The organism is Psychrobacter sp. KCTC 72983, from assembly GCF_014280455.1.
GTDB lineage: Bacteria > Pseudomonadota > Gammaproteobacteria > Pseudomonadales > Moraxellaceae > Psychrobacter > Psychrobacter pacificensis.
On sequence record NZ_CP060390.1, the window covers coordinates 556,484 to 577,450 of the forward strand.

At 44.6% G+C, this 20,967-nt stretch carries 21 protein-coding genes; 11 read left to right on the plus strand and 10 right to left on the minus strand.

What is annotated here, in order from left to right; translation table 11 throughout:
- The first annotated feature begins 27 nt into the window (after nucleotides 1–27).
- Entirely contained in the window at nucleotides 28–231 is a 204-nt protein-coding gene (locus tag PSBA01_RS02255; RefSeq protein WP_227517137.1) for a glycine zipper 2TM domain-containing protein, read from the plus strand.
- 161 nt (nucleotides 232–392) lie between these two features.
- Here PSBA01_RS02255 and PSBA01_RS02260 read toward each other — a convergent pair whose 3' ends face one another.
- On the minus strand, nucleotides 393–1,283 hold the full coding sequence (locus tag PSBA01_RS02260) for a neutral zinc metallopeptidase (protein WP_071002832.1): 891 nt from the start codon (nucleotides 1,281–1,283) through the stop codon (nucleotides 393–395).
- Between the two features lie 545 nt (nucleotides 1,284–1,828).
- On the opposite strand from PSBA01_RS02260, the gene PSBA01_RS02265 reads away from it, so the two are divergent.
- On the plus strand, nucleotides 1,829–2,206 hold the full coding sequence (locus PSBA01_RS02265) for a hypothetical protein (protein ID WP_075106425.1): 378 nt from the start codon (nucleotides 1,829–1,831) through the stop codon (nucleotides 2,204–2,206).
- Nucleotides 2,207–2,443: 237 nt separating this feature from the next.
- Here PSBA01_RS02265 and PSBA01_RS02270 read toward each other — a convergent pair whose 3' ends face one another.
- From PSBA01_RS02270 to rpmI, 5 genes are all read right to left on the minus strand, one after another.
- Entirely contained in the window at nucleotides 2,444–2,743 is a 300-nt protein-coding gene (locus PSBA01_RS02270; protein ID WP_186474946.1) for an integration host factor subunit alpha, read from the minus strand.
- Nucleotides 2,744–2,990: 247 nt separating this feature from the next.
- Complete coding sequence (gene pheT / locus PSBA01_RS02275; protein ID WP_186474947.1) at nucleotides 2,991–5,396, minus strand: phenylalanine--tRNA ligase subunit beta; 2,406 nt, start codon at nucleotides 5,394–5,396, stop codon at nucleotides 2,991–2,993.
- 102 nt (nucleotides 5,397–5,498) lie between these two features.
- Nucleotides 5,499–6,554: a phenylalanine--tRNA ligase subunit alpha gene (gene pheS / locus PSBA01_RS02280; protein ID WP_093071232.1), complete on the minus strand. Its 1,056-nt coding sequence runs from the start codon at nucleotides 6,552–6,554 to the stop codon at nucleotides 5,499–5,501.
- A 307-nt stretch (nucleotides 6,555–6,861) separates the two neighbouring features.
- Entirely contained in the window at nucleotides 6,862–7,218 is a 357-nt protein-coding gene (gene rplT, locus PSBA01_RS02285) for a 50S ribosomal protein L20 (protein WP_071002829.1), read from the minus strand.
- Between the two features lie 135 nt (nucleotides 7,219–7,353).
- Nucleotides 7,354–7,551, minus strand: coding sequence for a 50S ribosomal protein L35 (gene rpmI / locus PSBA01_RS02290; RefSeq protein ID WP_058023536.1), 198 nt, complete (start codon nucleotides 7,549–7,551; stop codon nucleotides 7,354–7,356).
- A gap of 434 nt (nucleotides 7,552–7,985) precedes the next feature.
- On the opposite strand from rpmI, the gene PSBA01_RS02295 reads away from it, so the two are divergent.
- The 7 genes from PSBA01_RS02295 (at nucleotide 7,986) to PSBA01_RS02325 (ending at nucleotide 14,234) form a co-directional block, all read left to right on the plus strand.
- Nucleotides 7,986–8,429: a thioesterase family protein gene (locus PSBA01_RS02295; RefSeq protein WP_093071233.1), complete on the plus strand. Its 444-nt coding sequence runs from the start codon at nucleotides 7,986–7,988 to the stop codon at nucleotides 8,427–8,429.
- A 159-nt stretch (nucleotides 8,430–8,588) separates the two neighbouring features.
- Nucleotides 8,589–9,425 (plus strand): bifunctional phosphoribosyl-AMP cyclohydrolase/phosphoribosyl-ATP diphosphatase HisIE, encoded by an 837-nt coding sequence (gene hisIE / locus PSBA01_RS02300; RefSeq protein WP_186474948.1) that lies wholly within the window; start codon nucleotides 8,589–8,591, stop codon nucleotides 9,423–9,425.
- A 224-nt stretch (nucleotides 9,426–9,649) separates the two neighbouring features.
- Nucleotides 9,650–9,892 (plus strand): Sec-independent protein translocase subunit TatA, encoded by a 243-nt coding sequence (tatA, locus tag PSBA01_RS02305; protein ID WP_075106429.1) that lies wholly within the window; start codon nucleotides 9,650–9,652, stop codon nucleotides 9,890–9,892.
- 26 nt (nucleotides 9,893–9,918) lie between these two features.
- A complete protein-coding gene (gene tatB, locus PSBA01_RS02310) occupies nucleotides 9,919–10,578 on the plus strand; it encodes a Sec-independent protein translocase protein TatB (protein WP_186474949.1) in 660 nt (219 codons plus the stop codon).
- The gene (gene tatC, locus PSBA01_RS02315; protein ID WP_186474950.1) at nucleotides 10,578–11,465 is read left to right on the plus strand and encodes a twin-arginine translocase subunit TatC; all 888 of its coding nucleotides are present in this window, start codon (nucleotides 10,578–10,580) and stop codon (nucleotides 11,463–11,465) included. The genes tatB and tatC overlap by 1 nt, the downstream gene beginning before the upstream one ends.
- Before the next feature lie 162 nt (nucleotides 11,466–11,627).
- Nucleotides 11,628–13,127: a UvrD-helicase domain-containing protein gene (locus tag PSBA01_RS02320; protein WP_186474951.1), complete on the plus strand. Its 1,500-nt coding sequence runs from the start codon at nucleotides 11,628–11,630 to the stop codon at nucleotides 13,125–13,127.
- Nucleotides 13,128–13,202: 75 nt separating this feature from the next.
- Nucleotides 13,203–14,234, plus strand: a complete 1,032-nt coding sequence (locus PSBA01_RS02325) for a tRNA dihydrouridine synthase (protein WP_186474952.1) — start codon at nucleotides 13,203–13,205, stop codon at nucleotides 14,232–14,234.
- Between the two features lie 49 nt (nucleotides 14,235–14,283).
- Here PSBA01_RS02325 and PSBA01_RS02330 read toward each other — a convergent pair whose 3' ends face one another.
- Both PSBA01_RS02330 and PSBA01_RS02335 read right to left on the minus strand, forming a co-directional pair.
- Entirely contained in the window at nucleotides 14,284–14,712 is a 429-nt protein-coding gene (locus PSBA01_RS02330; protein WP_416383510.1) for an MAPEG family protein, read from the minus strand.
- A gap of 11 nt (nucleotides 14,713–14,723) precedes the next feature.
- Nucleotides 14,724–15,137: an OsmC family protein gene (locus PSBA01_RS02335; RefSeq protein WP_186474953.1), complete on the minus strand. Its 414-nt coding sequence runs from the start codon at nucleotides 15,135–15,137 to the stop codon at nucleotides 14,724–14,726.
- A 451-nt stretch (nucleotides 15,138–15,588) separates the two neighbouring features.
- On the opposite strand from PSBA01_RS02335, the gene PSBA01_RS02340 reads away from it, so the two are divergent.
- Nucleotides 15,589–16,110, plus strand: a complete 522-nt coding sequence (locus PSBA01_RS02340; protein WP_058023527.1) for an RNA pyrophosphohydrolase — start codon at nucleotides 15,589–15,591, stop codon at nucleotides 16,108–16,110.
- Between the two features lie 146 nt (nucleotides 16,111–16,256).
- On the opposite strand, the gene PSBA01_RS02345 is transcribed toward PSBA01_RS02340, so the two are convergent.
- Both PSBA01_RS02345 and PSBA01_RS02350 read right to left on the minus strand, forming a co-directional pair.
- A complete protein-coding gene (locus tag PSBA01_RS02345) occupies nucleotides 16,257–17,099 on the minus strand; it encodes an NRDE family protein (RefSeq protein WP_186474954.1) in 843 nt (280 codons plus the stop codon).
- A gap of 90 nt (nucleotides 17,100–17,189) precedes the next feature.
- Entirely contained in the window at nucleotides 17,190–18,845 is a 1,656-nt protein-coding gene (locus PSBA01_RS02350) for a mucoidy inhibitor MuiA family protein (protein ID WP_186474955.1), read from the minus strand.
- Between the two features lie 388 nt (nucleotides 18,846–19,233).
- Here PSBA01_RS02350 and urtA point away from each other — a divergent pair, with 388 nt between their 5' ends.
- Nucleotides 19,234–20,586, plus strand: a complete 1,353-nt coding sequence (gene urtA / locus PSBA01_RS02355; protein ID WP_186474956.1) for an urea ABC transporter substrate-binding protein — start codon at nucleotides 19,234–19,236, stop codon at nucleotides 20,584–20,586.
- Nucleotides 20,587–20,967: the final 381 nt, after the last annotated feature.

Genomic DNA, 20,967 nt, shown 5'->3' on the forward strand with positions numbered 1-20,967 from the left:
AATGTGAAATTTGCTAAGACGATCGCAATGACAGCAATTACGAGCTCAGCACTCATCATGACTGGTTGTAATTCATATGGTGGTATGAGCAATACCGCTAAAGGCGCAACAGCAGGTGCCGCAGCTGGCGCACTTATCAGAAGTAAAGGCGACAGCAAAGACATCGCTCGTGGTGCATTGGCTGGTGCAGCTATTGGCGGCGCTGGTGGTTACATTCTTGATAACAACTAAAAACTTCTACACTGATATTTCTTAATAATGCGTTGAGTCATATCAGATAGAAGATAATAAAAAAGCCTGCAATTGATTGCAGGCTTTTTTATGTCAAATTTTTGCGTGGTTATTGTTGTACTGATAACCCATAGGCGGAGTTGCAAAAAATAATCTTACTTTTAAAGCGCACCACTAAAGGTATCGCAAGATTGTACATTACCGCTCTCTAAGCCCCGCGTGAACCACTCAACACGCTGCTGGCTAGTACCATGCGTAAAGTTATCAGGCGCAACCGCTCTACCACTCGCCTGTGCCAATCGATCATCACCGATTTGACCAGCCGCATTGATGGCTTCATCAATATCACCCGCTTCTAAAAACTGTACACGCTCTTGGTTACGCTGCGCCCAAACGCCAGCAAAGCAATCTGCCTGCAGCTCTTGTAACACTGACAACTTATTGGATTGTGCTTGGGTCACTTGCCGACGGGCTTCATTGACCTGCTGACTAATACCTAGTAGCGTCTGAACATGATGACCCACCTCATGTGCGATAACATAAGCCTGCGCAAAATCCCCCGCTTTACCTTGGTTTTCCTGAGTCCCAGAGCCTTGCTGATCCCCTGCGATACCCAGATTTTGACGCATCTCCACAAAAAATGATGTGTCTAAATAGACCGTTTGATCGCCTGGGCAATAAAAAGGCCCTGTCGCCGCGCTGGCACTACCGCAAGCCGAATTTACTTGACCATTGAACAGAATTAGCGAGGGCTCTTTATAAGTACTACCCGCTTCGTTAAATATCTGATGCCAGACCTCTTCAGTATCCGCCAGCACAACTTTGACAAACTGGGTATCTCGATCGTCACTTATCGCAGGTTCGCTGGAAGTTCCATTACTACCACCACCAGCGATTACCTGACCTGTTTGCAGCGCAGTCATAGGATTTACCCCAAATACCAACCATAAAATGCCTGCGATGATAATACCGCCAATACCACCACCTATCATTTTGCCGCCGCCCGTACTAGAGCGAACATTAGAACTGCCTCGTCTGCCTTGCCATTTCATAGTTTATTCCTCAAATATACGAGATATAATCACTCGTATTGTTCATTATTCATGTTGTACAGTATGCCGCTCAATACGTTGATTTGATTTTTGGTTTGCTCACTCACAAGCAATTTTTCTTAATATAAATAGCGCTAATTATCATGGCTTATTTGTCCCATATTTACTTGTCCCATATTAATGGCGTACTTGTGCCTCATTAGACGAGACAATCGGCTCTAATTTTACTTAACTAAACACCATACATACGTTAAATTACAACCAAAAGTAGGACTGCATATTGTGCCGTAACAGTCTGATGTCATTGATTATACGTCGATTAATCAGGTTTGTTGTATTAAAAATACTATCGAACAGATGAAGTAAAATATTATTTTAAATATTATTGTTACTTAATTGTACAACCCTATTTCCATTTTCATATAAAACATATAGAATGCGTGGAAGCTGAGTAGCTGTAACTAAGACTAATTGAATTCTGAGAAACCTCGGAATTCGTCCTTTGTTGCTGCTACTGCTCATTTCATTTTTCCGGAGAAAACCTTATGAAACTTAAATTACTTGCTCTAGCTGGTATCATGACTGCAACTATGGGCCTAACTGCCTGTGACAGCAACAAAGAAAACGCTGCTGAAGATCTATCTGACGCGCAAGAAGAAGTGCAAGACGCACAAGAAGAGCTAGCTGAAGGCGCTGCTGACGGTGAAGCTATCCCTGCTGATGCTGACGCTGCTGTTGCTGACGCTGAAGCTGACATCGCTGACGCTCAAGTGGCAACTGCTACTGACGAAATGGACGCTGAAGTTCCTGTAGACGGCACTACTACTAGCGTTGACGTAGCTAGCGAAACTGATACTGCTACTGCTGATACTGCTGCTGTTGACGCTTCTGACGAAGTTGTTGTTGAAGAGCCAGCTCAGTAATTTATTGTTCATACAATAAATAAACGGTAATAAAAAAAAGAGAGCCTATGCTCTCTTTTTTTATGCCTGCAATTTATGATAGCTAGTTACCTATAACCATACTTGGTATTTATTGGCTATACAAGATACATGTAGCGTAAGATATAGAGAATCATAATCGCAGTCATGTGCAAACATATATCAATAGTTTTACAAGGCTATAGCGAAAACAAGCAAGCTGTCATACTCAATAACACACTAAGTATCAAATAAACGCTCATCAACTTTCTGACGAAACTTTTGTCCTGTCTTGAAAGTCACCACGCGGCGCGCGGATACGGCGACAGGCTCTCCTGTTTTAGGGTTACGGCCTGGACGGCTGTTTTTGTCTTTAAGCTCAAAGTTGCCAAAGCCTGAAAGCTTGACCTCTTTGCCATCAATCAAACTATCTGACAGCTCATCAAAAAAGTTCTCCACCAGACAGCGACCTTCTTGGCGTGTCAGATTTAGATGACTCATTAAGTGCTCAATTATGTCAGATTTGGTTAAGGTGCTCACAGTACGACTCCTATGCTATGTCGTGATGTCGAATATCATGGTTTAGCGGTATGAGGGTTAAGTCTAATTATTATAAAGGTTTTTTGAGTAGTTTTTAATAAACTATACATTAAAATCCTTTATTAATAATGACTTAACTTGTTTTACAAGTAAAAGGGTTATAAATAATAGTTTTTACGAATAGCAATGCTCCATAGCCTCATAACTGAAGAGGCTATAGGGCATTGGGTCTTTTAAAGACTAAATATTAGCTGTCACGTAACTGGACTGCGTGTTGATCCGTTAATGCCTGTACAACCTTATCAGTGGCAGTTTTTACAGCTTCATCTGATAGGGTTTGTGTAGCATCTTGCCATACAAGTGCAAACGCCAATGAGCGCTGACCAGTCGGTACTTTATCGCCTTGATACACATCAAATAGCCACAGATCAGTCAACAAATCACCTGCCGCAGCTCGTACCGTTGACTCTAAAGTCTGCAAACTGATATCACTGTCTACTAAAATAGCAATATCACGGCGCACTTGTGGGAACTTGCTAGGCGTCGTAATCGAATGCTGCTCACGAGCAATCGTCAATAGCGGTGCCAGTGACAATTGGGCAACCCATGTCGTTGGCAGATCCAACTGCTTAGCAGTATTTGGATGTAGCTGACCCAACCAACCAACATAGATATCATCGATATATAACTCAGCGCTTTGTCCTGGATGCAGGAAGCTCAGCGCACTACGCTCATAGCGAATACGGGCGCTATCGATCTGCGCTGGTAATAACTGTTCAATATCATGTTTGAGATCATAAAAATCTAAGACGCGGTTTTGATAAGCCTGCTCACTCCATACATCACCCACTGCGACCAATGCAATGCTTGGGGTTTGCACCAAATCACTGATACTTTGTCCAACAAAGCTAAGACCCGTCTCAAAGAAACGTACGCGTGGCTGCTGACGATTCAAGTTATATTGCACGCAAGGCAGTAAACTTGACAGCAAGGTACGACGCATGACCGCCAAATCACTAGAGATAGGGTTTGCCAGTGCCAACACCTCTCCTAGCGCTTCATCATCAAGCAATGCTTCTAATTTTGCATCACTAAAGCTAAAGCTGATGGCTTCCATATAACCGTTATCGACCAGTGCTAGCTTCATCCCATGAGTCAAATCTGCAGTATCGTCATAATCCATGCTGACTTGCAAATATGGCAATACGCTTGGAATATTGTCATAGCCATAGATACGGGCAATTTCTTCGATGAGGTCTTCCTTGATACTCATATCAAAACGGTAAGACGGCGGCTTACAAATCAATGCGTCGTTTTGCTGCTCTACCTCAAAACCTAATTGAGTTAAGATACGTACCATCTCTGATGGCTCGATATCAATACCAATAACATCACGTACTTTCGCGATTGGCAATGTAATCGGTTCGCGTGCTGGCAGATGCTCAAGGTTTTCGGCCGTGACTATTTGACCTGCTTCGCCGCCCGTGATGCTTGTGATCAAGTCACAAGCTCGTGCCAAGGCAAGTTCCGGCAATTCAAAATCGACCCCACGCTCAAAACGCTGTGATGCATCGGTATGCAATCCAAAACGGCGTGCGCGCGCAGCGATAGCCAGTTGATTAAAGAAAGCGCTTTCTACCACGATATTGGTCGTACTATCGGTGACACTGCTACGCTGACCACCCATAATGCCAGCCAGTGCCAAGGCACCTTTGTCATCAGCAATCACAAGCTCATCACCGGTTAGCGTAACCGTTTGCTCGTTGAGCAAAGTAATGGTTTCATCAGGCTGTGCCAAACGCACAACGATATCACCTTCGATGGTATCGGCATCAAAAGCGTGTAGCGGTTGCCCCAATTCCATCAACACATAATTGGTCACATCGACCAAGAAGTTGTGTGAACGTAGTCCTGACTGTACCAATGCATCTTGCATCCATTTTGGAGTATCGATGCTACGATCAATATTGCTAATCGATTGCAACAGATAGCGAGGGCACGCCTCTACCGCATCAACAGTTACAGCGGGCGTTGCACCATTATCAGAAGCGACTACATAGTCAGGAATCTCTGGCAACTGTACAGGCAAGTCATTGATGACTGAAATCTCGCGAGCGATACCGCGAACGCTAAAGCAATCACCACGGTTTGGGGTGATAGAGATATCTAATATCTGATTATCTAGACCTAAATACTCACGGATATCGGTACCAACTGGTGCATCTTCAGGCAACTCAAGCAGTCCATCTATATCATCTACCAAGTCAATTTCAGAGGCGCCGCATAGCATGCCGTTTGAGGCAACACCGCGTAGCTTGCTTTTCTTAATCTTAAAACCTTTTGCGTCATCGCTTGGTAGTATCGCACCAACGGTAGCAACCGGTGCTTTCATACCGACGGTCACATTAGGTGCGCCGCAGACAATTTGCAGCGGCTCAGCGTCGCCAATATTTACCTGCGTGACACGCAGTTTGTCTGCATCTGGATGCTGCTCAACGCTGATAACTTCACCGATGACCACACCGCTAAATGCACGGGCAACTGCGTAACGGTCATCAATCTCAAGCCCTGCCATCGTCAGCTGTTCAGCCAACTGTTCGCTGGTATTTTGGGGATTTACCCATTGACGTAGCCACTGTTCGCTAATTTTCATAAATATCTCGGATCAGAATTTTATAATAAAGATGTTGGAGTAAAGCTTGGCAAATTAACTTGTTGTATTAACAAGGAGCACTTTTATATCAACAAAAGCACGTTAGCCAAATTGCTTTAAGAAGCGCACGTCATTTTGGAAAAACAAACGTAAGTCATCAATACCGTAATACAACATCGCAAAGCGCTCGATACCCATCCCAAATGCAAAGCCTGTGTATTTGTCGCTATCAATACCGCAATTGGTCAATACTTGTGGATGTACCATACCGCAGCCCATCACTTCAAGCCATTTGCCGTTATCATCTAAGATATCTACTTCTGCAGACGGCTCAGTGAATGGGAAAAATGAAGGACGGAAACGTACGGTCAGCTCTTTGGCAAAAAATGCTTCTAGAAACTCACTAATCAGACCTTTTAGCTCAGCAAAAGTGCTCGACTCTGTGACCATAAGGCCTTCTAACTGATGGAACATCGGTGAATGGGTTTGGTCTGAGTCGTTACGATAAACACGGCCTGGGCAGATAATACGAATCGGCGGATCGTTCTTTTCCATGGTACGAATCTGCACTGGGCTGGTATGCGTACGCAGTAGATAATGCGCATCGAAATAGAATGTATCATGCATCGCGCGTGCAGGATGGTGCGACGGGATATTCAACGCTTCAAAGTTATAGTAATCGCTCTCAACTTCAGGGCCGGTGGCAACATTGAAGCCCGCTTGAATAAAGTACTGCTGCATACGCTGAGTAATCATCGTTACTGGATGCAGATGACCTTTTTGACCACCGCGAGCTGGCAACGTAATATCAATGCTCTCTGCTTCTAGCTTGGCGTTGAGCGCGGCGACTTCTAACTGCTGCTGTTGATCGCTCAGCGCTTGCTGAATGCGGCTACGCACCTCGTGCAACCAGCCACCGTAGGTTTTTTTATCATCAGCATCGAGTTTGCCCATCTGCTTTGACCAGCCCGTCAATGGGCTTTTTTTGCCAGTCAATTGCACACGCAAGTCTTGCAAGGTACGCGCATCAGTTACTTGTAGAATCAAAGCTTCAGCAGCACTCGCAAAGTCGGTAAGCTGAGCTTCATTGAGCTCGTTTAGCTCTGAAGACAAGGTCGGTAGCGCCGACAAGTCGTTGGTAGCAGCAGGGTTAGTCATAAGACGCATTATTCCTGATTTGAACGGACTATTAATTGTAGGGGTTTGACCAAATATTGCAAACCATTTATCCCGTTATCTTCATAAAGATAAGTGGTCTAAAAGGCTTGAATATTTAGACAGATAAAGAGCAGGTGCTGGTATCCACTCAGACTAAGTAAATACACCATAATTTAAAATAAAAAAAGCCACCGACCAGCGGTAGCTTTTATTAATATCGTACTATTAATCAATATTAGTTCTATTCGTTTAGACGCTTACTTAGATAAATTTTATATCTACTTAATCTCTAAAGAGTAGTTAATATTTATGCTAGTTCCGCTTTTGCTTTTTCGACCAATGCTGTGAAAGTCGCTGCATCATGCATAGCGATGTCTGCTAGAACGCGACGATCGATTGCGATGTTTGCTTTTTTCAAGCCATTGATAAAGCGGCTATAGCTTAAGCCGTTTAAGCGTGCACCAGCATTGATACGTGCAATCCAAAGACGACGGAAAGTACGTTTTTTGTTGCGACGGTCACGATAAGCATATTGACCAGCTTTGGTCACTGCCTGTACCGCTACGCGGTAAACACGTGAACGGGCACCGTAGTAGCCTTTTGCGCGTTTTAAGATTTTTTTGTGACGGCGATTTGCCTGTACACCACGTTTTACACGGGCCATAATTTACTCCAAGATTTTGTAATCACTGTTAAGCGAGTGATGATGCTGTCAAATAACAAACATCATTGTCAGATTGCAAAGTCAACTATCATTTCATCAGATAGTTTTCAATCAAAGATAGATGACAGTAGGCTATTAGATGTATGGGCACATACGACGAATGGCTGCTTCGTCAGATTTATGTACCAACTTAAGACCACGCAACTGGCGAATACGCTTAGGTGATTTCTTGGTCAAAATATGGCTTTTGAATGCTTGTTTACGTTTAAAGCCGTTTGCTGTTTTTTTGAAGCGTTTAGCGGCACCGCTTCTGGTTTTCATCTTAACTTTCATGATGATTTGCCTCTTTTTCTGTTTTAGAACCTGGTCGTCAAATAGTCATACCGAATAATCGCTATATAAATAACCACTAAACCTCTATTTGCCTCGAGGTGGGAGGCGGTATTTTAGCAGATAGTGCCTTGTTTTGCCAAGTAAAGTTTTGGCTAACCTTTACTTGGCAATAAAGACCGTTAGCCAGCATGAGTAGCGCTACAGCGCAGCTCTTAAAAACCTCATAAAAATGGTCAATTTTCATCCAAATAGATTGAATGTCAGCTGAAGCTGTGCTTAAGTAGATACTTAAGTTACATCATAATATGAGTGTCATGAAAGCACACTCATTTATTAAGTGTATACAGCCTTTTATTTGTTCATCATTATTATGATTCTGCCAACCTATCGCATGATAAGTAGCATAATTGTTTGCCACCACTTTAGGAGATAGTGTGTCAAAGCAAGAGTTGGTATTTGAGGATTATTTATTTGTTTTTGAGACAGTGATGCGCGTGCGTCATACCGAAATCGACTTGGGACAGCATGTGACCATCGAATCTCTGACTGCCCTTCTGTCCGAAGCGCGACTAAGGTTTCTACACGCTAAAGGTATTAAAGAAATCAATTCAGATAACCAGGGCTTAATTATTGATACATTGCAGTTGGTTATTTTGAGTCGTATACGAGTATGCGAAGAGCTTTTGTTTGAAGTCGGTGTTGAGCCAATATATGATAATGGCGGTAGCATCGTGATAAAGATCACACGTATGCACACAGGTGAAGTGGTCGCCAAAGCAAGACAACATTTTAGGAATTATGATTTTAATCTCAATAAAGTGATTAAGCTCGATAACACGACCAAAGAGGCTCTATATCCTCATTTATTTAGGCTGTAAAATAGCGAGTCAATATCACCTTTCTCATTTTAATGCTCGCGCAGCTTTCATATGACATCATATTTCAGAGCATTTTAGACAATCTCCTCGCTCCAATCATAAGTAGTATAATTACTTATTGATATTTTTACTCTCTAACTATAAGACGACACATACATTATGACTCTACCTGCTTGGCTGACTGCCATAACTTTTAATGCTGATGGTTTGATTCCTGCAATTGCTCAAGATCACAAGTCAGGCCGTATTTTGATGATGGCTTGGATGAATGCAGACGCATTACAGCTCACCGTACAAACGCAGACCGCGGTTTATTTTTCGCGTTCGCGTGGCAAATTGTGGCACAAAGGCGAATCATCAGGTCATACGCAAACCGTCCACGATATTCGTCTAGACTGTGACGCAGACGTGATTGTGCTAAGCGTGACTCAAGCGGGCGGTATTGCTTGTCATACAGGCCGTGAGTCTTGTTTTTATCAGCGTTTAGATCTATCAGGCCAAACACCTGAATGGCAGACAGTCGATAAAGTATTGAAAGACCCTGCGGATATTTATCATTCTGATAAATCTGCTAGCACCAATGCTGAAAACGAAAATGCTAGCGCGACCATCGACTCTAATAACACTCAAGCGCAAGTCGATAAAGGCTCTGTGCTACAACAGCTCGATCAGGTATTGGCAGAGCGCAAACAAGCCGATGCCGACAGCTCTTATGTCGCCAGCCTATACGCCAAAGGCTTGAATAAAATATTAGAAAAAGTCGGTGAAGAGAGTACAGAGAGCATCATTGCTGCCAAAGATTTTGCTCACTGTGATGAAAATAAAGACAAAGCTGCTTTTGAGGCGGCGCGCCACGAGCTGATCTATGAAGTGGCAGATGTCTGGTTCCATACTTTAGTCGGACTGGCATGGTTTGACATAGAGTCAGACGCTGTACTAAATGAGCTAGGTAGACGGTTTGGCTTATCAGGTATCGACGAAAAAGCGGCTAGATAGTTATTAAGATACAAAAAAAAGCATCGACCCTGTTTGATTATTGTTGATTTCACCTATTTGTAATAACTGCAGGTTATAATATAGCTCTGTTTTATCTCGAATTATATGTGATGCTTTTTTTGATACATAACTTTTTTATCAATTCAAAGCAGGCTTTATCAACACAAAGCAGACATATGAAGACTGAAAACTAAGTCACAAAACCAGGTCACAAGGATACCATTATGGGTAGTTTTTCTATTACGCATTGGCTGATACTATTGGTCGTCGTCGTTGTCGTATTTGGCACTGCAAAACTAAAAAACGCGGGCAAAGATTTGGGCGGTGCGGTTAAAGGCTTTAAAGAAGCGGTCAAAGATGAAAATACAGAGCATGCCAAAAAACGCGTGGTGCTTGACCATGATGGCACGGCCCATACCGACGAGCGCCCAGCAACCACTAAGGTTGATGACAAGCATAATGTATAGCATCTAGACAGTGATAGCGGACCATTATGTTTGATATCGGGTTTTCTGAACTACTTCTCTTTGGCGTAATCGCCCTAATCGTCTTGGGCCCAGAAAAACTGCCACAGGCAGCGCGTACGGCTGGGCAATGGTATGCCAAAATTCGCCGCACCGTCTCCACATTACAGTCTGAAATAGAGGCCGAGCTAGACTTGGCTGAGACACGCCAACAAATGCAAAAAGAGCTGGCCAAAATTCGTCAAACCGAAGCCGATATGAGGCGTGAGATGGCGGAGATGCGCGGCAATATGAAGGCTTTTGAAAGCTCACAAAACCATTCTCTAAAAGCATCAAATGAAACGGTCGCGAGTGATAGAGATAACAAAGCTGACGACACAAAAAATCATCAGCAATCAGCCATACCAAAAGCATTCGACTACTCTTATGCAACTGACGAGCCACAAGATACTTTAGAGAAGGGTCAGTTATCAAAGCACGGTAACAGCAACGATGATAGTGATATGGCCGCGCCCGTTACTCAAATCCTTAATACCCGACCGTGGGAAAATATGTGGTTCCGTTTGGGTGCTTACGATAAAGCTCGTCGCCTCCCAATGCCACCTTATCTACCGAACTATAAAGCCGATACCTTACTAAATAGCTCGGTAAGTACGCAGACTTCTGATAATAAGCAGGGGACTGACTGATGCAACTACTCAAACGCAAAAAAAGCCGCCAAGAAAAACTCACTGATTCAGATATTCCTGCTTTAAATGGCATTAATCAAGACGGTAAAGCAACAACTGATAGCACTCAAAATGAATCATCAGAGGATGTTTTAAGCGCATTGGGCGATATGCCTATCACTGAGCATTTGATTGAACTACGCCGCCATCTAATCAAAATGTGCGTGGCTGTTTTGATCATATTTTTGGGGTTGGTCGGTTACTCACGTGAGCTGTATAACTTTTTATCGGATCCATTGGTGGCACAGTTGCCTGCCAATTCGACCATGATTGCCACAGATATCACCTCGAACTTTATGGCACCGATACGTTTGACGGTCTTCGTTGCTGCCTTTTTGGCGATGCCTTATATTCTTTATCAGATATGGTCATTTGTTGCGCCAGGTTTATATAAAAAAGAAAAGAGAATCGCTATCCCAGTGCTGCTGTCTTCTATATTTTTGTTTTATGCAGGTGTGGCGTTTTCTTATTTTATTGTGCTCAAAGGGGTATTAAAGTTTTTTATTATGTTTGCCCCGCAAAACGTACTACCGATGACCGATATCGACAGTTATCTGAGTTTTGCTTTAAAGCTATTTATGGTGTTTGGCTTGACCTTTGAGATTCCAGTTGTGACCTTGCTATTGATATTGGCAGGGATTGTCTCCATTCAGAGTCTAGAGGAAAAGCGTCGTTATATCATTGTGGGCTGTTTTGCTGTGGCTGCCGTGGTTACGCCACCTGACGGGGTATCCATGCTGATGCTAGCAATCCCGATGTGGTTACTGTTTGAGCTTGGGTTATTTTTGGCAAAAATCTTGATCAAAGAAGAACCTAGTACTGACCTGATATCAACAATCAAAGAATAAAGCATTTACCCGTCTGACTTATCTTGTTTTCTTCTTGCCCCACGCGTAAGCTTAGTGCTTATTGTCACGATTGAGTACCACCATCTATGAGCCATTGTTTATCCAGTGGCTTTTTTTGCCCCTTGTGTTTTTAATCACTTCTTGTATTTAGGTAGCTTTATTATGTCCGCATCGATGCCAGCTTATATGAGCGATCCCACTGATGAGCAGCTCGCCGCGCTGAATATGGCGATGGACCAAAAATCATTTAAAGTGGTGGCGTACGCAGGCGCTGGTAAGACCACAACGCTCAAGCTAATCGGTGAGCGTTTGCGAGGTCGCGGACTGTATCTGGCCTTTAACAAAGCGATTGCCAATGATGCTCGTTCAAAGTTTCCACCACATGTCGAGTGCCGTACTTTTCACTCATTAGCTTATCGTCATGTTGCTCGTGATATTACCGCCAAGCTGTCTTTGCCGCGCTTTTCACCTAAGCGCCTCGGTGATGATTTGGGCTTGCAACCTGTGCAAGTGCGTCGGCAAATGGATGGGGTTAATAAATACATTACGCTGACACCAGCACGGTTGTCTCGATTCGTCAGTGACGCAGTAAGTAATTTTTGTAGTACACATGCCAGCTACCCTGCGCCAAGGCACATACTGTTTCCAAGCTGGCTCGATGATTCAGACGCCGAGCAATTACGCGAGATGCTCTACCCTGCCGTTGAGCAGCGCTGGCTACAGTCGATCGATGCGCGTCATCCTGCGGGCATCGGGCATGATATTTATCTCAAGCTGTGGGCATTGTCCAAGCCGAGTATCCCTGCGGACTTTATTTTATTTGACGAGGCGCAAGATGCTGATCCATTGATGATGGGTATCTTGACCCAGCAATCAAGACAAGTCATCTATGTGGGCGATGCGCACCAGCAGATTTATGAATGGCGCGGCGCTGTGAATGCCATGAAAAAGCTGCCGCTACCGCAGACACTATTGACGCAATCCTTTCGCTTTGGTGAACCGATTGCAGAAGTCGCCAATACCTTACTAAAAGCGCTGCAAGAAGATGTACCGCTAAAGGGCAATCCAAACAAACAGTCTTCTACTGATAAAGGTATGGTACACAGTAAAAAAGACGCCATTTTATGCCGGACCAATGCTGCGGCGATGTCGCAATTACTCACAGGGTTAAAGCACGGGCACCGTGTAGCGCTACAAGCAGATACCGATCGCATGCTCAAATTCTGTCAAGCAGCAGAAAACTTAAAAAATGGTAAATCGGCTTATGGTGTACCCGAGCTGGCTTATTTTTATAATTGGGGCGATGTACAAGAGTACGCTGAAACCAATGAAGGCAGTGATCTTAAAACACTGGTCAAACTGGTCGATGATCACGGCACTAATGTACTAAGCCAAGCGGTCAATAGTCTCACCAGTATCGAAAATGCGGATTATGTCATCTCTACTGCGCATAAGGCCAAAGGGCTTGAGTGGGGCAAAGTACAGCTAGATAATGATTTTTACTACGATGTGACGACCAGTGCGGTCAAGATAAGTCCAGAAGAATTACGCCTGCTTTATGTTGCTTGTACGCGGGCGCAGAGCAATTTGGACATTCATAATATTAAAGACTTGATATCAGGATTACAGACAGGGAAAAAAGTGATTTTTGGCAATACTTAACCACTTTTTTGGTTGCCAACCTAACGCCTCAATCCACTTCACATTATAACGACCTTTTAACAGTGCATCACAAGTATGAATAATATTCAGCAACACCAAGCACATCAAAATACCATGCATCAGTTATTTGCCAATCCCGTCCGACTCCTCGCACCCATGGAAGGTTTAACCGATCCCTTGATGCGCCAGATCTTAACGCAAATTGCAGCAGACTTAGGTCGTCCCTATGATTGGTCAGTCAGTGAATTTATTCGTATCACCCAGCATGTCTTGCCAGCCCATGTGTTTTATAAATATGTACCAGAGTTACATCATGATGCCAAAACGGCTTCTGGCACGCCGATTCATGTGCAGCTTTTGGGTAGCGACGCGCAGCTGATGGCAGAAAACGCTGCTTATGCTGCCGAGCTTGGCGCGCCTGCGATTGATATCAATTTTGGTTGCCCTGCTAAGACCGTTAATAGCCATCGCGGCGGCTCGGTGCTACTTGATGAACCCGAGACCATGTATCAGATTATCAGTGCGGTACGTAAAGCGGTACCCGCACATGTTCCTGTGTCGGCCAAGATTCGCTTGGGCTATACCAACACCTCACGGATGGATGACATTCGCGGTGCAATTGCTGCAAGTGGCGCTGACTGGTTGACCATCCATGCACGCACCAAAACCCAAGGCTATAAGCCGCCTGCCTATTGGGACAAAATCCAAAGTTTTAACGCGCTCGATATTCCTGTGATTGCCAATGGCGAGATATGGAGCGCCGCGCAAGCAAATGACTGTATGACACAGGCAGGCACGTCACATCTCATGTTAGGTCGCGGCGCAGTCACACGACCTGATTTGGTTGCGCAAGTCGATAACCATACTGAAAATCATGATGACAGCGGAAAAAACACGGCAACCTTGTTATGGCAAGACTTGATCGCGCATCAAATTAAGTTTTTGAAAGGTGAGGCAAAGAACGATGTGGTATTGGTTGGGCGTTATAAACAGTGGCTGGGGATGCTCACCAAAGGCTATGCTGAGGCGCAAACAGTGTGGGAGAGTATCAAGCGAGAGAAAAACAAAGCGGTGATTATCAATGCACTACAAGCAAGCGTACAATAATAATCACCTGATCATATGTGGTCTACTTGGTAAATATAGATGGGTAACGCTATACACTGACTCGTATCGCCAGATAAAACAGCATCATACAGCATGCCATGGATAGCACCCAGAGAATAGAGCGAAACGTCGATAAGTTGGTGATATAAGCGGTGCAATAACCAATTCGAATGATCACATACAGCCATGCCAACACATTGATAATCGATTGTGGTACAAAGAACAGCATAGCCACCAACACGGCCGCCAAAAACACTGGCAGAGTTTCATAGCTATTTTGCTGCGCAGCATTGGCACGTGCAGCCATTCCAGTTGTGTGCTGAAAAAAATCGCGAGGATGTGCATTATTTCTGACCCTAAAGCCGCCAGATACTTTTGCCACTATTGATACCGCCCATGGTAGTAGGCTCGCTACCACCATCGCCCAAATGGCAGACGCAACTTTATCAGAAACCAAGTCAAAAAATGCACTGATCATCGTATAAATCCTTAGCCTGCAATCACTTCGAAATCATGGGTAATATTGACCCCACCTGCGACCAGCATGCGACTGGCTGAGCAGTACTTCTCTGCTGATAGATGAATGGCCTTTTCGACCTGTTTTTCTTTAATGTCTTGACCTGTGACTACAAAATGCAGATGAATATCGGTATAAACAGCTGGTACGGTTTCGGCGCGCTTGGCGGTCAGCTCACAGCGTACATCCGTGACATCTTGACGCGACTTTTGGAGGATTGACACCACATCGTAGCTGGCACAACCACCCAGCCCTAGTAAGACTAGCTCCATTGGGCTTGAGCCTTTTTCTTTGTCCGCATCGATTTGTACATTGTGTCCTGACGGTGACACGCCTATGAACGCTTTGTTCTCTTGCCATGTAACGCTTGCTTTTGATTCTGACATTGTAAATGTTCCTTACTGTAATTGGCATAAGCCTATTTTTATTGTTTGAAATATATGCAGCTTGGCTAGTGTAGCATAAGCCAAAGCAAGATTTTATAAAGCCATTGTTTGGCTATCGTGTCGTAAGAAAACAATTTCTTGGTTTTACTCTCTTCTTCAATAAATGATTTGAGCACTATGAAGCTATCGTTACTCGCATCGATATTTATCAAATTTTTATTTGAAAAACCCACAAAAGTCTGTTTATAAATAATTGATTTTAAAAGGTAAAACTCGTGAAACATTTTATAGCAAAATACTGTTACACATTCTGCTTGTTTCTTGGTTTAATGACGGTAATGAATCTTGTTTTTAGCTGATATTGATAACCATCACCTTATAATAATTATGATTGCTATCGCAGTATCAGATGAAAACAGGCTATTTTTAAACAAATTAAAAAGGTTTAGTCATGATAGATGCAGACGGCTTTCGCGCCAATGTCGGCATCATCTTGGCAAATACACAAGGGCAGGTTCTGTGGGCAAAACGTATTGGTCACAACGCTTGGCAATTTCCGCAGGGTGGTATCGACCGCGGGGAGACGCCGATGGATGCAATGTATCGCGAGCTCTGGGAAGAGGTCGGTTTACACCCGCGTCATGTGGACTTATTGGCAGTCACTCAAGACTGGCTGCGCTATCGTCTGCCAAAACGTTACGTACGCCATGGCCAGCACCCCTTATGTATTGGGCAAAAACAAAAATGGTTTTTGCTACGCTTAGATGAGCCGAATACCCAACACATCCGCTTTGATGAAGGGAAACCTGAATTTGACCATTGGCAATGGGTCAGCTACTGGTATCCACTCGGACAAGTGATTCACTTCAAACGAGGCGTGTATCGTCGCGCCCTACAAGAGCTGGTACGTGAGCTACCCTTAAAGCAAGAGCTGATCTTGCCTGAGCAAAGCAATCATTTGATTCAGTCTTAATCAGTAAAACGTACTTTTATTGTTTGTCATATTACAAAAAGCCTGTATCCAATGATGCAGGCTTTTTTGTGTGAATGGTTTTAATAATGATGTATAGGTTCTCGTGAAATCAGTAGAAGTTATCACTGACATTGAATAATAAGTTTTTACTCACTAGCCACTGAATGTGGATACTCTCGACTGACAATGTGAGCGGTGATCTCTGAATCTACCCCGCCATTTTTGCTCAAGGTCAAAATACTCTGGGTTCGTGTTCCATAAGTAGGCTTGCTGGTGTCAGCATTGCCAAAGCTTACAGGCTCAATATAAACAGAGGATAAGGTCTGTTCAAGCTCAGTGCTCATCCCTGTATCTGGCAACTGATCATCCGGTGCCTTGGTATTATCTGACAACACATTGAATGCAGCTGCTTGCCAGTAGCTAGCCGCGCTGTCCTCGGCAATCAATGGCAACACCTCTTGGCGTAAACGCCCACGCAACCGCTCAGTCTTAAACCAGCTGTCCTCTGGCTGACCGTTTGAAATCACATGCAATCCTGTATGTAGCGGCGTGGGGGCATGACCGCGATTATTAACAATGACTGCTTGCCGAGCGTCACCGACGATCAGATTAAAGCCTGCATAATTGCGCAAATCAATCTGTCGTGCAAACGCCATCGGACTGAGCGTACTGGTCAAAAAACGCGTTACCAACTCACCGCGCGAACGTTCATTGGCACTTGCCTGCACACCGTCCCGAAAGTTCAATACGGCCGCCCAGCGTCCATTTTGCTGATAAATAGTGTCATCCTCGCCTACTGTATCTGTTAGCGACTGCTGATGAATACCTAGCCATGTACCGCCGCTTTGACGGTCACGCCCTGCATAAATCGGCTGATCAGACCATTGATGCAGCTTCTCTGTCGGACGCTGCAAAAACTCATCGCGATTAGACAATAGCACTAATGGCAGCTCGTCAAACAACTGCCAAGCAATGGCGACAATACACATAGTATTCCTTTGATAAACGTTTATGGGGCGCGAGATTTTTGGTAAAAATAAACATCATCGCTTAAAACTGATTTGCTGAGCAAGTATCATTTATCGATCACCAGTCAATATCTTATTGGCAGGGTAACTGATTTGGGATGTTGTACGTATCACCTGTGACTGTTTACTCGGCACGTTGAACTCCCACGCTACCATGCCTTGATTGTCATTCCAATTACGCTCGGTGACAGGCGGCGTGTGGGTGACGGCGACTTTGAGACTGTCATCACGGCTAATAGGCTCGCTCCCCAATACTTGCAGGCGCACAGTGCGGTTATGCTGATTGGTAAATTCATAGGCTTGGGTGGTTGTTAAGGTTTGGGTGCGGTTGAGCACGCCTTTTTCCCCTTGCTTGTCTTCATTAATTAGCGCTTTGACCATCATGCTAGGATCACGACCAAAACCAATCCCTTGCTCTTTTAGCATTTGATAGTTATAGCGCGATTGTCCAACATAGTTGTCATCACGGTACAGCTGTAGTGAGCCGTCCACCCACTCTGGCGTCAGAAATGGTGCTGATGCGTACCAATAAGCGGCCGTCTCAACGCTCGGGGTACTACGAACCCACAGCTTACTGCTGCCAGACTGCTCGCCAATGACAGTACGCACTCGCCTGCCACCACTGGGTATCGTCACTCGCTGCGGCAAGCGATATTCAATAATACCGTTTTTATTTTGGCTACTGACCGTAAAGTTCGGCAGTGGTGCCATATTTGGTGCTCTAGAATCGTCGCTATAACCTTCTCTGGCAGATACTACAACAGGTAAGCTCTCTTCCATAGGCGTTACACGATGCACTTTTTGGTTTTCTTCATAAAGTGATAGGCGCGGCACATGAGGCAGTCGTCCTGTCGCGCGCTGGTTGGGGTTGGCTGTACTGAGAGTGACAGGAACGTTGGTCCAATTCTCGCCCGTTTGTTGGGCGATAATCGCAGAAGCGATGATATTTAGCTGCTCGCTATTGGTATTGAGACGCGCCTGATACGTAGGCTCCCACCCTGCGCCTTGCACTTGATAATGCAATTTAATGCTACTTGGCGCGCGACTGGCAGTGCGTACACTCACTTGGGTCACATTACTCGCAGTTGACGTGACACTGCTTGCCATCATCTGATTCAGTGTATCTTGGGCGCGTGCTTGGCGCTGCTGAATGTCCAAAATCTTTTGGTTAATACGGGTCGCTTGCGCCTCTATATCGCGTGCGTTGCTAGCAATAGTCCCTTCGGTATTGACTTGCGTGGCCTTAGTCAAATTTTGCAAATAGGTTTTTGCTAAGCGCGCCGCTTCTAATTCCGCATTAATACTAGCTAAAGTATTTTGCTGTGTTTGTACCTCGGCATCGCCTTGATATTGGCACTGGATTGCTTGCTCTCCTGTTAACTCTTCAATACTGATTTCACCAATATTGACATTACCCACCGCCTGCACGCTGAGGCTTTCTTTATCCATATAAGGTGATAGGCACGAAAATACCACGGTTTGCTCACCGCTACCAGTAATGGGCAATGAGCGTGTCACACTTGCCAAGCCTTGATAGACAATCACTTGCTCGATACTACTCGTTGCCGCTTGGGCAACGGGTAAGCCTAATACCGTACTGCCACCAAGCACAAACGGCAAAACGATAAAGCGCGCACGGTTCGGACGCGGTGCTGCTGTGCGAGCATGAGCCGTTAGGCCAGACCACTGGGTTGAGTATGCGTTCATATATCTTTCCTTGGGGGTGTGATTAATCATGGCGTCAGCGTAATCTATTCATGAGATACGTATGTGAAATAATGTCTATTCTATAGGCATTACCGTAGCCGTTTTGCAGATTTTTAGCAATAAGCGCTTTTCGCAACCTCTGTACTTACATAAGCTCTTCTCTATGGCGTGACTTTGTTTTTACATTGCACCAATTTTTTATCTCCTTCCCCGTTATGGTGCGCTCTATTAACAATCGTGCACTAAATTAACGAAAATCATAGAAAATATTTTTTTATTGCTCAAATATTATACGATTATTGGCATTTTTGACTTGGCACGGAACTTGAACGCTTAATAACTGTTCAGGAGCCATACTTTATCTTTTGTGTCTATTTAGGAGATGTCCATGTTTTCGTTACCCACTTTAGCCAATCCTCAGTTTGTTGACGCTCACCTACACGGCAAAATCAAAACACGTTTTTCATTATTAGCGATTGCCGTCGTTGGTAGCCTCAGTCTAGCTGGCTGTCAAAAGCCTGCCGAAACTGCGACATCGACAGAGACAACGACTGAAACCACAACAGAGACAACGACCACTCCTGCCGCTGATGGCGACACGATCAAAGTAGGCATCTTGCACTCGCTATCTGGCACCATGGCCATCTCTGAGACCTCGCTAAAAGATACCGCACTGATGACCATTGACGAAATCAATGCCAATGGCGGTGTGCTTGGTAAGCAATTAGAGCCTGTCGTTGTTGACCCTGCCTCTGACTGGCCGTTGTTTGCCGAAAAAGCGCGTCAGCTGCTCACTCAAGACAAAGTCGATGTGATTTTTGGTGGTTGGACCTCGGTCTCGCGCAAGTCTGTCTTACCCGTGGTTGAAGAGCTCAACGGCTTGATGTTTTATCCCGTTCAGTATGAAGGACAAGAGCAATCAGAAAACATCTTTTATACTGGCGCGGCGCCCAACCAGCAGGCCATTCCAGCAGTTGAGTATTTGATGAGCGAAGAAGGCGGCGGTGCAGAGCGCTTTGTATTATTGGGTACCGATTACGTCTATCCACGAACCACCAACCAGATTCTAAAGGCATTTTTGAAATCAAAAGGCGTGGCTGATGAAGACATCATGGAAGAGTACACGCCATTTGGTTTTAGCAACTATCAAACCATCGTCTCGAATATTAAAAAATTCTCAACAGGCAAAAAGACGGCGGTGATCTCTACCATCAATGGCGACTCAAACGTGCCATTCTATCGTGAGCTTGCCAACCAAGGTATCAAAGCCTCGGATATTCCCGTCATGGCATTCTCAGTTGGCGAAGAAGAGCTGCGCGGTATCGATACCAGCTTGCTACAAGGACACTTGGCGGCATGGAATTACTTTATGTCGATCAAAAATCCCGTCAATAACGATTTTACCAAACGCTATAAGCAGTACGCCTTGGACAAAAACCTGCCAAATGCCGATAAGGTCGTGACCAACGATCCTATGGAAGCCACTTATGTGGGTATCAATATGTGGAAACAAGCCGTGGAAGATGCTGGCACCACCGATGTTGATAAAGTCCGTATTAGCATGGCTGGACAGACATTCGATGCGCCCTCTGGCTACACCCTCAAGATGGATGAAGAAAACCATCACTTATGGAAGCCTGTCATGATTGGTCAAATTCGCGCCGATGGTCAGTTTGATACGATTTTTAAAACACCAGAGGTCATCCGAGCGCAGCCATGGAGCGAGTATATCCCGAAATAAATGGCTCCCTCAATAAATAGGTGCTGAAAAGCGCTTGGTGGTAGCAAGTATGAATAGTCGACCAATAGACTATATCAATGAACGAGCCACCGCCTACCCGCTATCTTGAAGTTCAGCACTTATTCTCAAAATTTTAAGTACCTCCAAACCTTATCACGGCTTCTATGACTTACTGCGTTGAGTAATAGAGGACAAGGATTTGTTGTCTGTAAAAACAGGGAGCCGCACATGCAGCACCATACTTTACGCCCATTGTTGGGGCAGATATTATCCAAAAGCAACAATGATCAGCAAGCATTAGCAAAGACATACGCGTCTAGTATCTCAATGGTTGTGCCGCGACGGCTGCTGGTATTAATCGCCTTACTGTTAGCGGCCTTC

Coding starts and splice junctions, on each gene's coding strand:
- PSBA01_RS02265 (WP_075106425.1), top strand. CDS start 1,829: ATGAAACTTAAATTACTTGCTCTAGCTGGTATCATGACTGCAACTATG.
- PSBA01_RS02330 (WP_416383510.1), bottom strand. CDS start 14,712: ATGATCAGTGCATTTTTTGACTTGGTTTCTGATAAAGTTGCGTCTGCC.
- hisIE (WP_186474948.1), top strand. CDS start 8,589: ATGACTCTACCTGCTTGGCTGACTGCCATAACTTTTAATGCTGATGGT.
- pheT (WP_186474947.1), bottom strand. CDS start 5,396: ATGAAAATTAGCGAACAGTGGCTACGTCAATGGGTAAATCCCCAAAAT.
- PSBA01_RS02260 (WP_071002832.1), bottom strand. CDS start 1,283: ATGAAATGGCAAGGCAGACGAGGCAGTTCTAATGTTCGCTCTAGTACG.
- tatB (WP_186474949.1), top strand. CDS start 9,919: ATGTTTGATATCGGGTTTTCTGAACTACTTCTCTTTGGCGTAATCGCC.
- PSBA01_RS02340 (WP_058023527.1), top strand. CDS start 15,589: ATGATAGATGCAGACGGCTTTCGCGCCAATGTCGGCATCATCTTGGCA.
- tatA (WP_075106429.1), top strand. CDS start 9,650: ATGGGTAGTTTTTCTATTACGCATTGGCTGATACTATTGGTCGTCGTC.
- PSBA01_RS02325 (WP_186474952.1), top strand. CDS start 13,203: ATGAATAATATTCAGCAACACCAAGCACATCAAAATACCATGCATCAG.
- PSBA01_RS02320 (WP_186474951.1), top strand. CDS start 11,628: ATGTCCGCATCGATGCCAGCTTATATGAGCGATCCCACTGATGAGCAG.
- PSBA01_RS02345 (WP_186474954.1), bottom strand. CDS start 17,099: ATGTGTATTGTCGCCATTGCTTGGCAGTTGTTTGACGAGCTGCCATTA.
- rpmI (WP_058023536.1), bottom strand. CDS start 7,551: ATGAAAGTTAAGATGAAAACCAGAAGCGGTGCCGCTAAACGCTTCAAA.
- PSBA01_RS02350 (WP_186474955.1), bottom strand. CDS start 18,845: ATGAACGCATACTCAACCCAGTGGTCTGGCCTAACGGCTCATGCTCGC.
- PSBA01_RS02335 (WP_186474953.1), bottom strand. CDS start 15,137: ATGTCAGAATCAAAAGCAAGCGTTACATGGCAAGAGAACAAAGCGTTC.
- pheS (WP_093071232.1), bottom strand. CDS start 6,554: ATGACTAACCCTGCTGCTACCAACGACTTGTCGGCGCTACCGACCTTG.
- rplT (WP_071002829.1), bottom strand. CDS start 7,218: ATGGCCCGTGTAAAACGTGGTGTACAGGCAAATCGCCGTCACAAAAAA.
- tatC (WP_186474950.1), top strand. CDS start 10,578: ATGCAACTACTCAAACGCAAAAAAAGCCGCCAAGAAAAACTCACTGAT.
- urtA (WP_186474956.1), top strand. CDS start 19,234: ATGTTTTCGTTACCCACTTTAGCCAATCCTCAGTTTGTTGACGCTCAC.
- PSBA01_RS02255 (WP_227517137.1), top strand. CDS start 28: ATGACAGCAATTACGAGCTCAGCACTCATCATGACTGGTTGTAATTCA.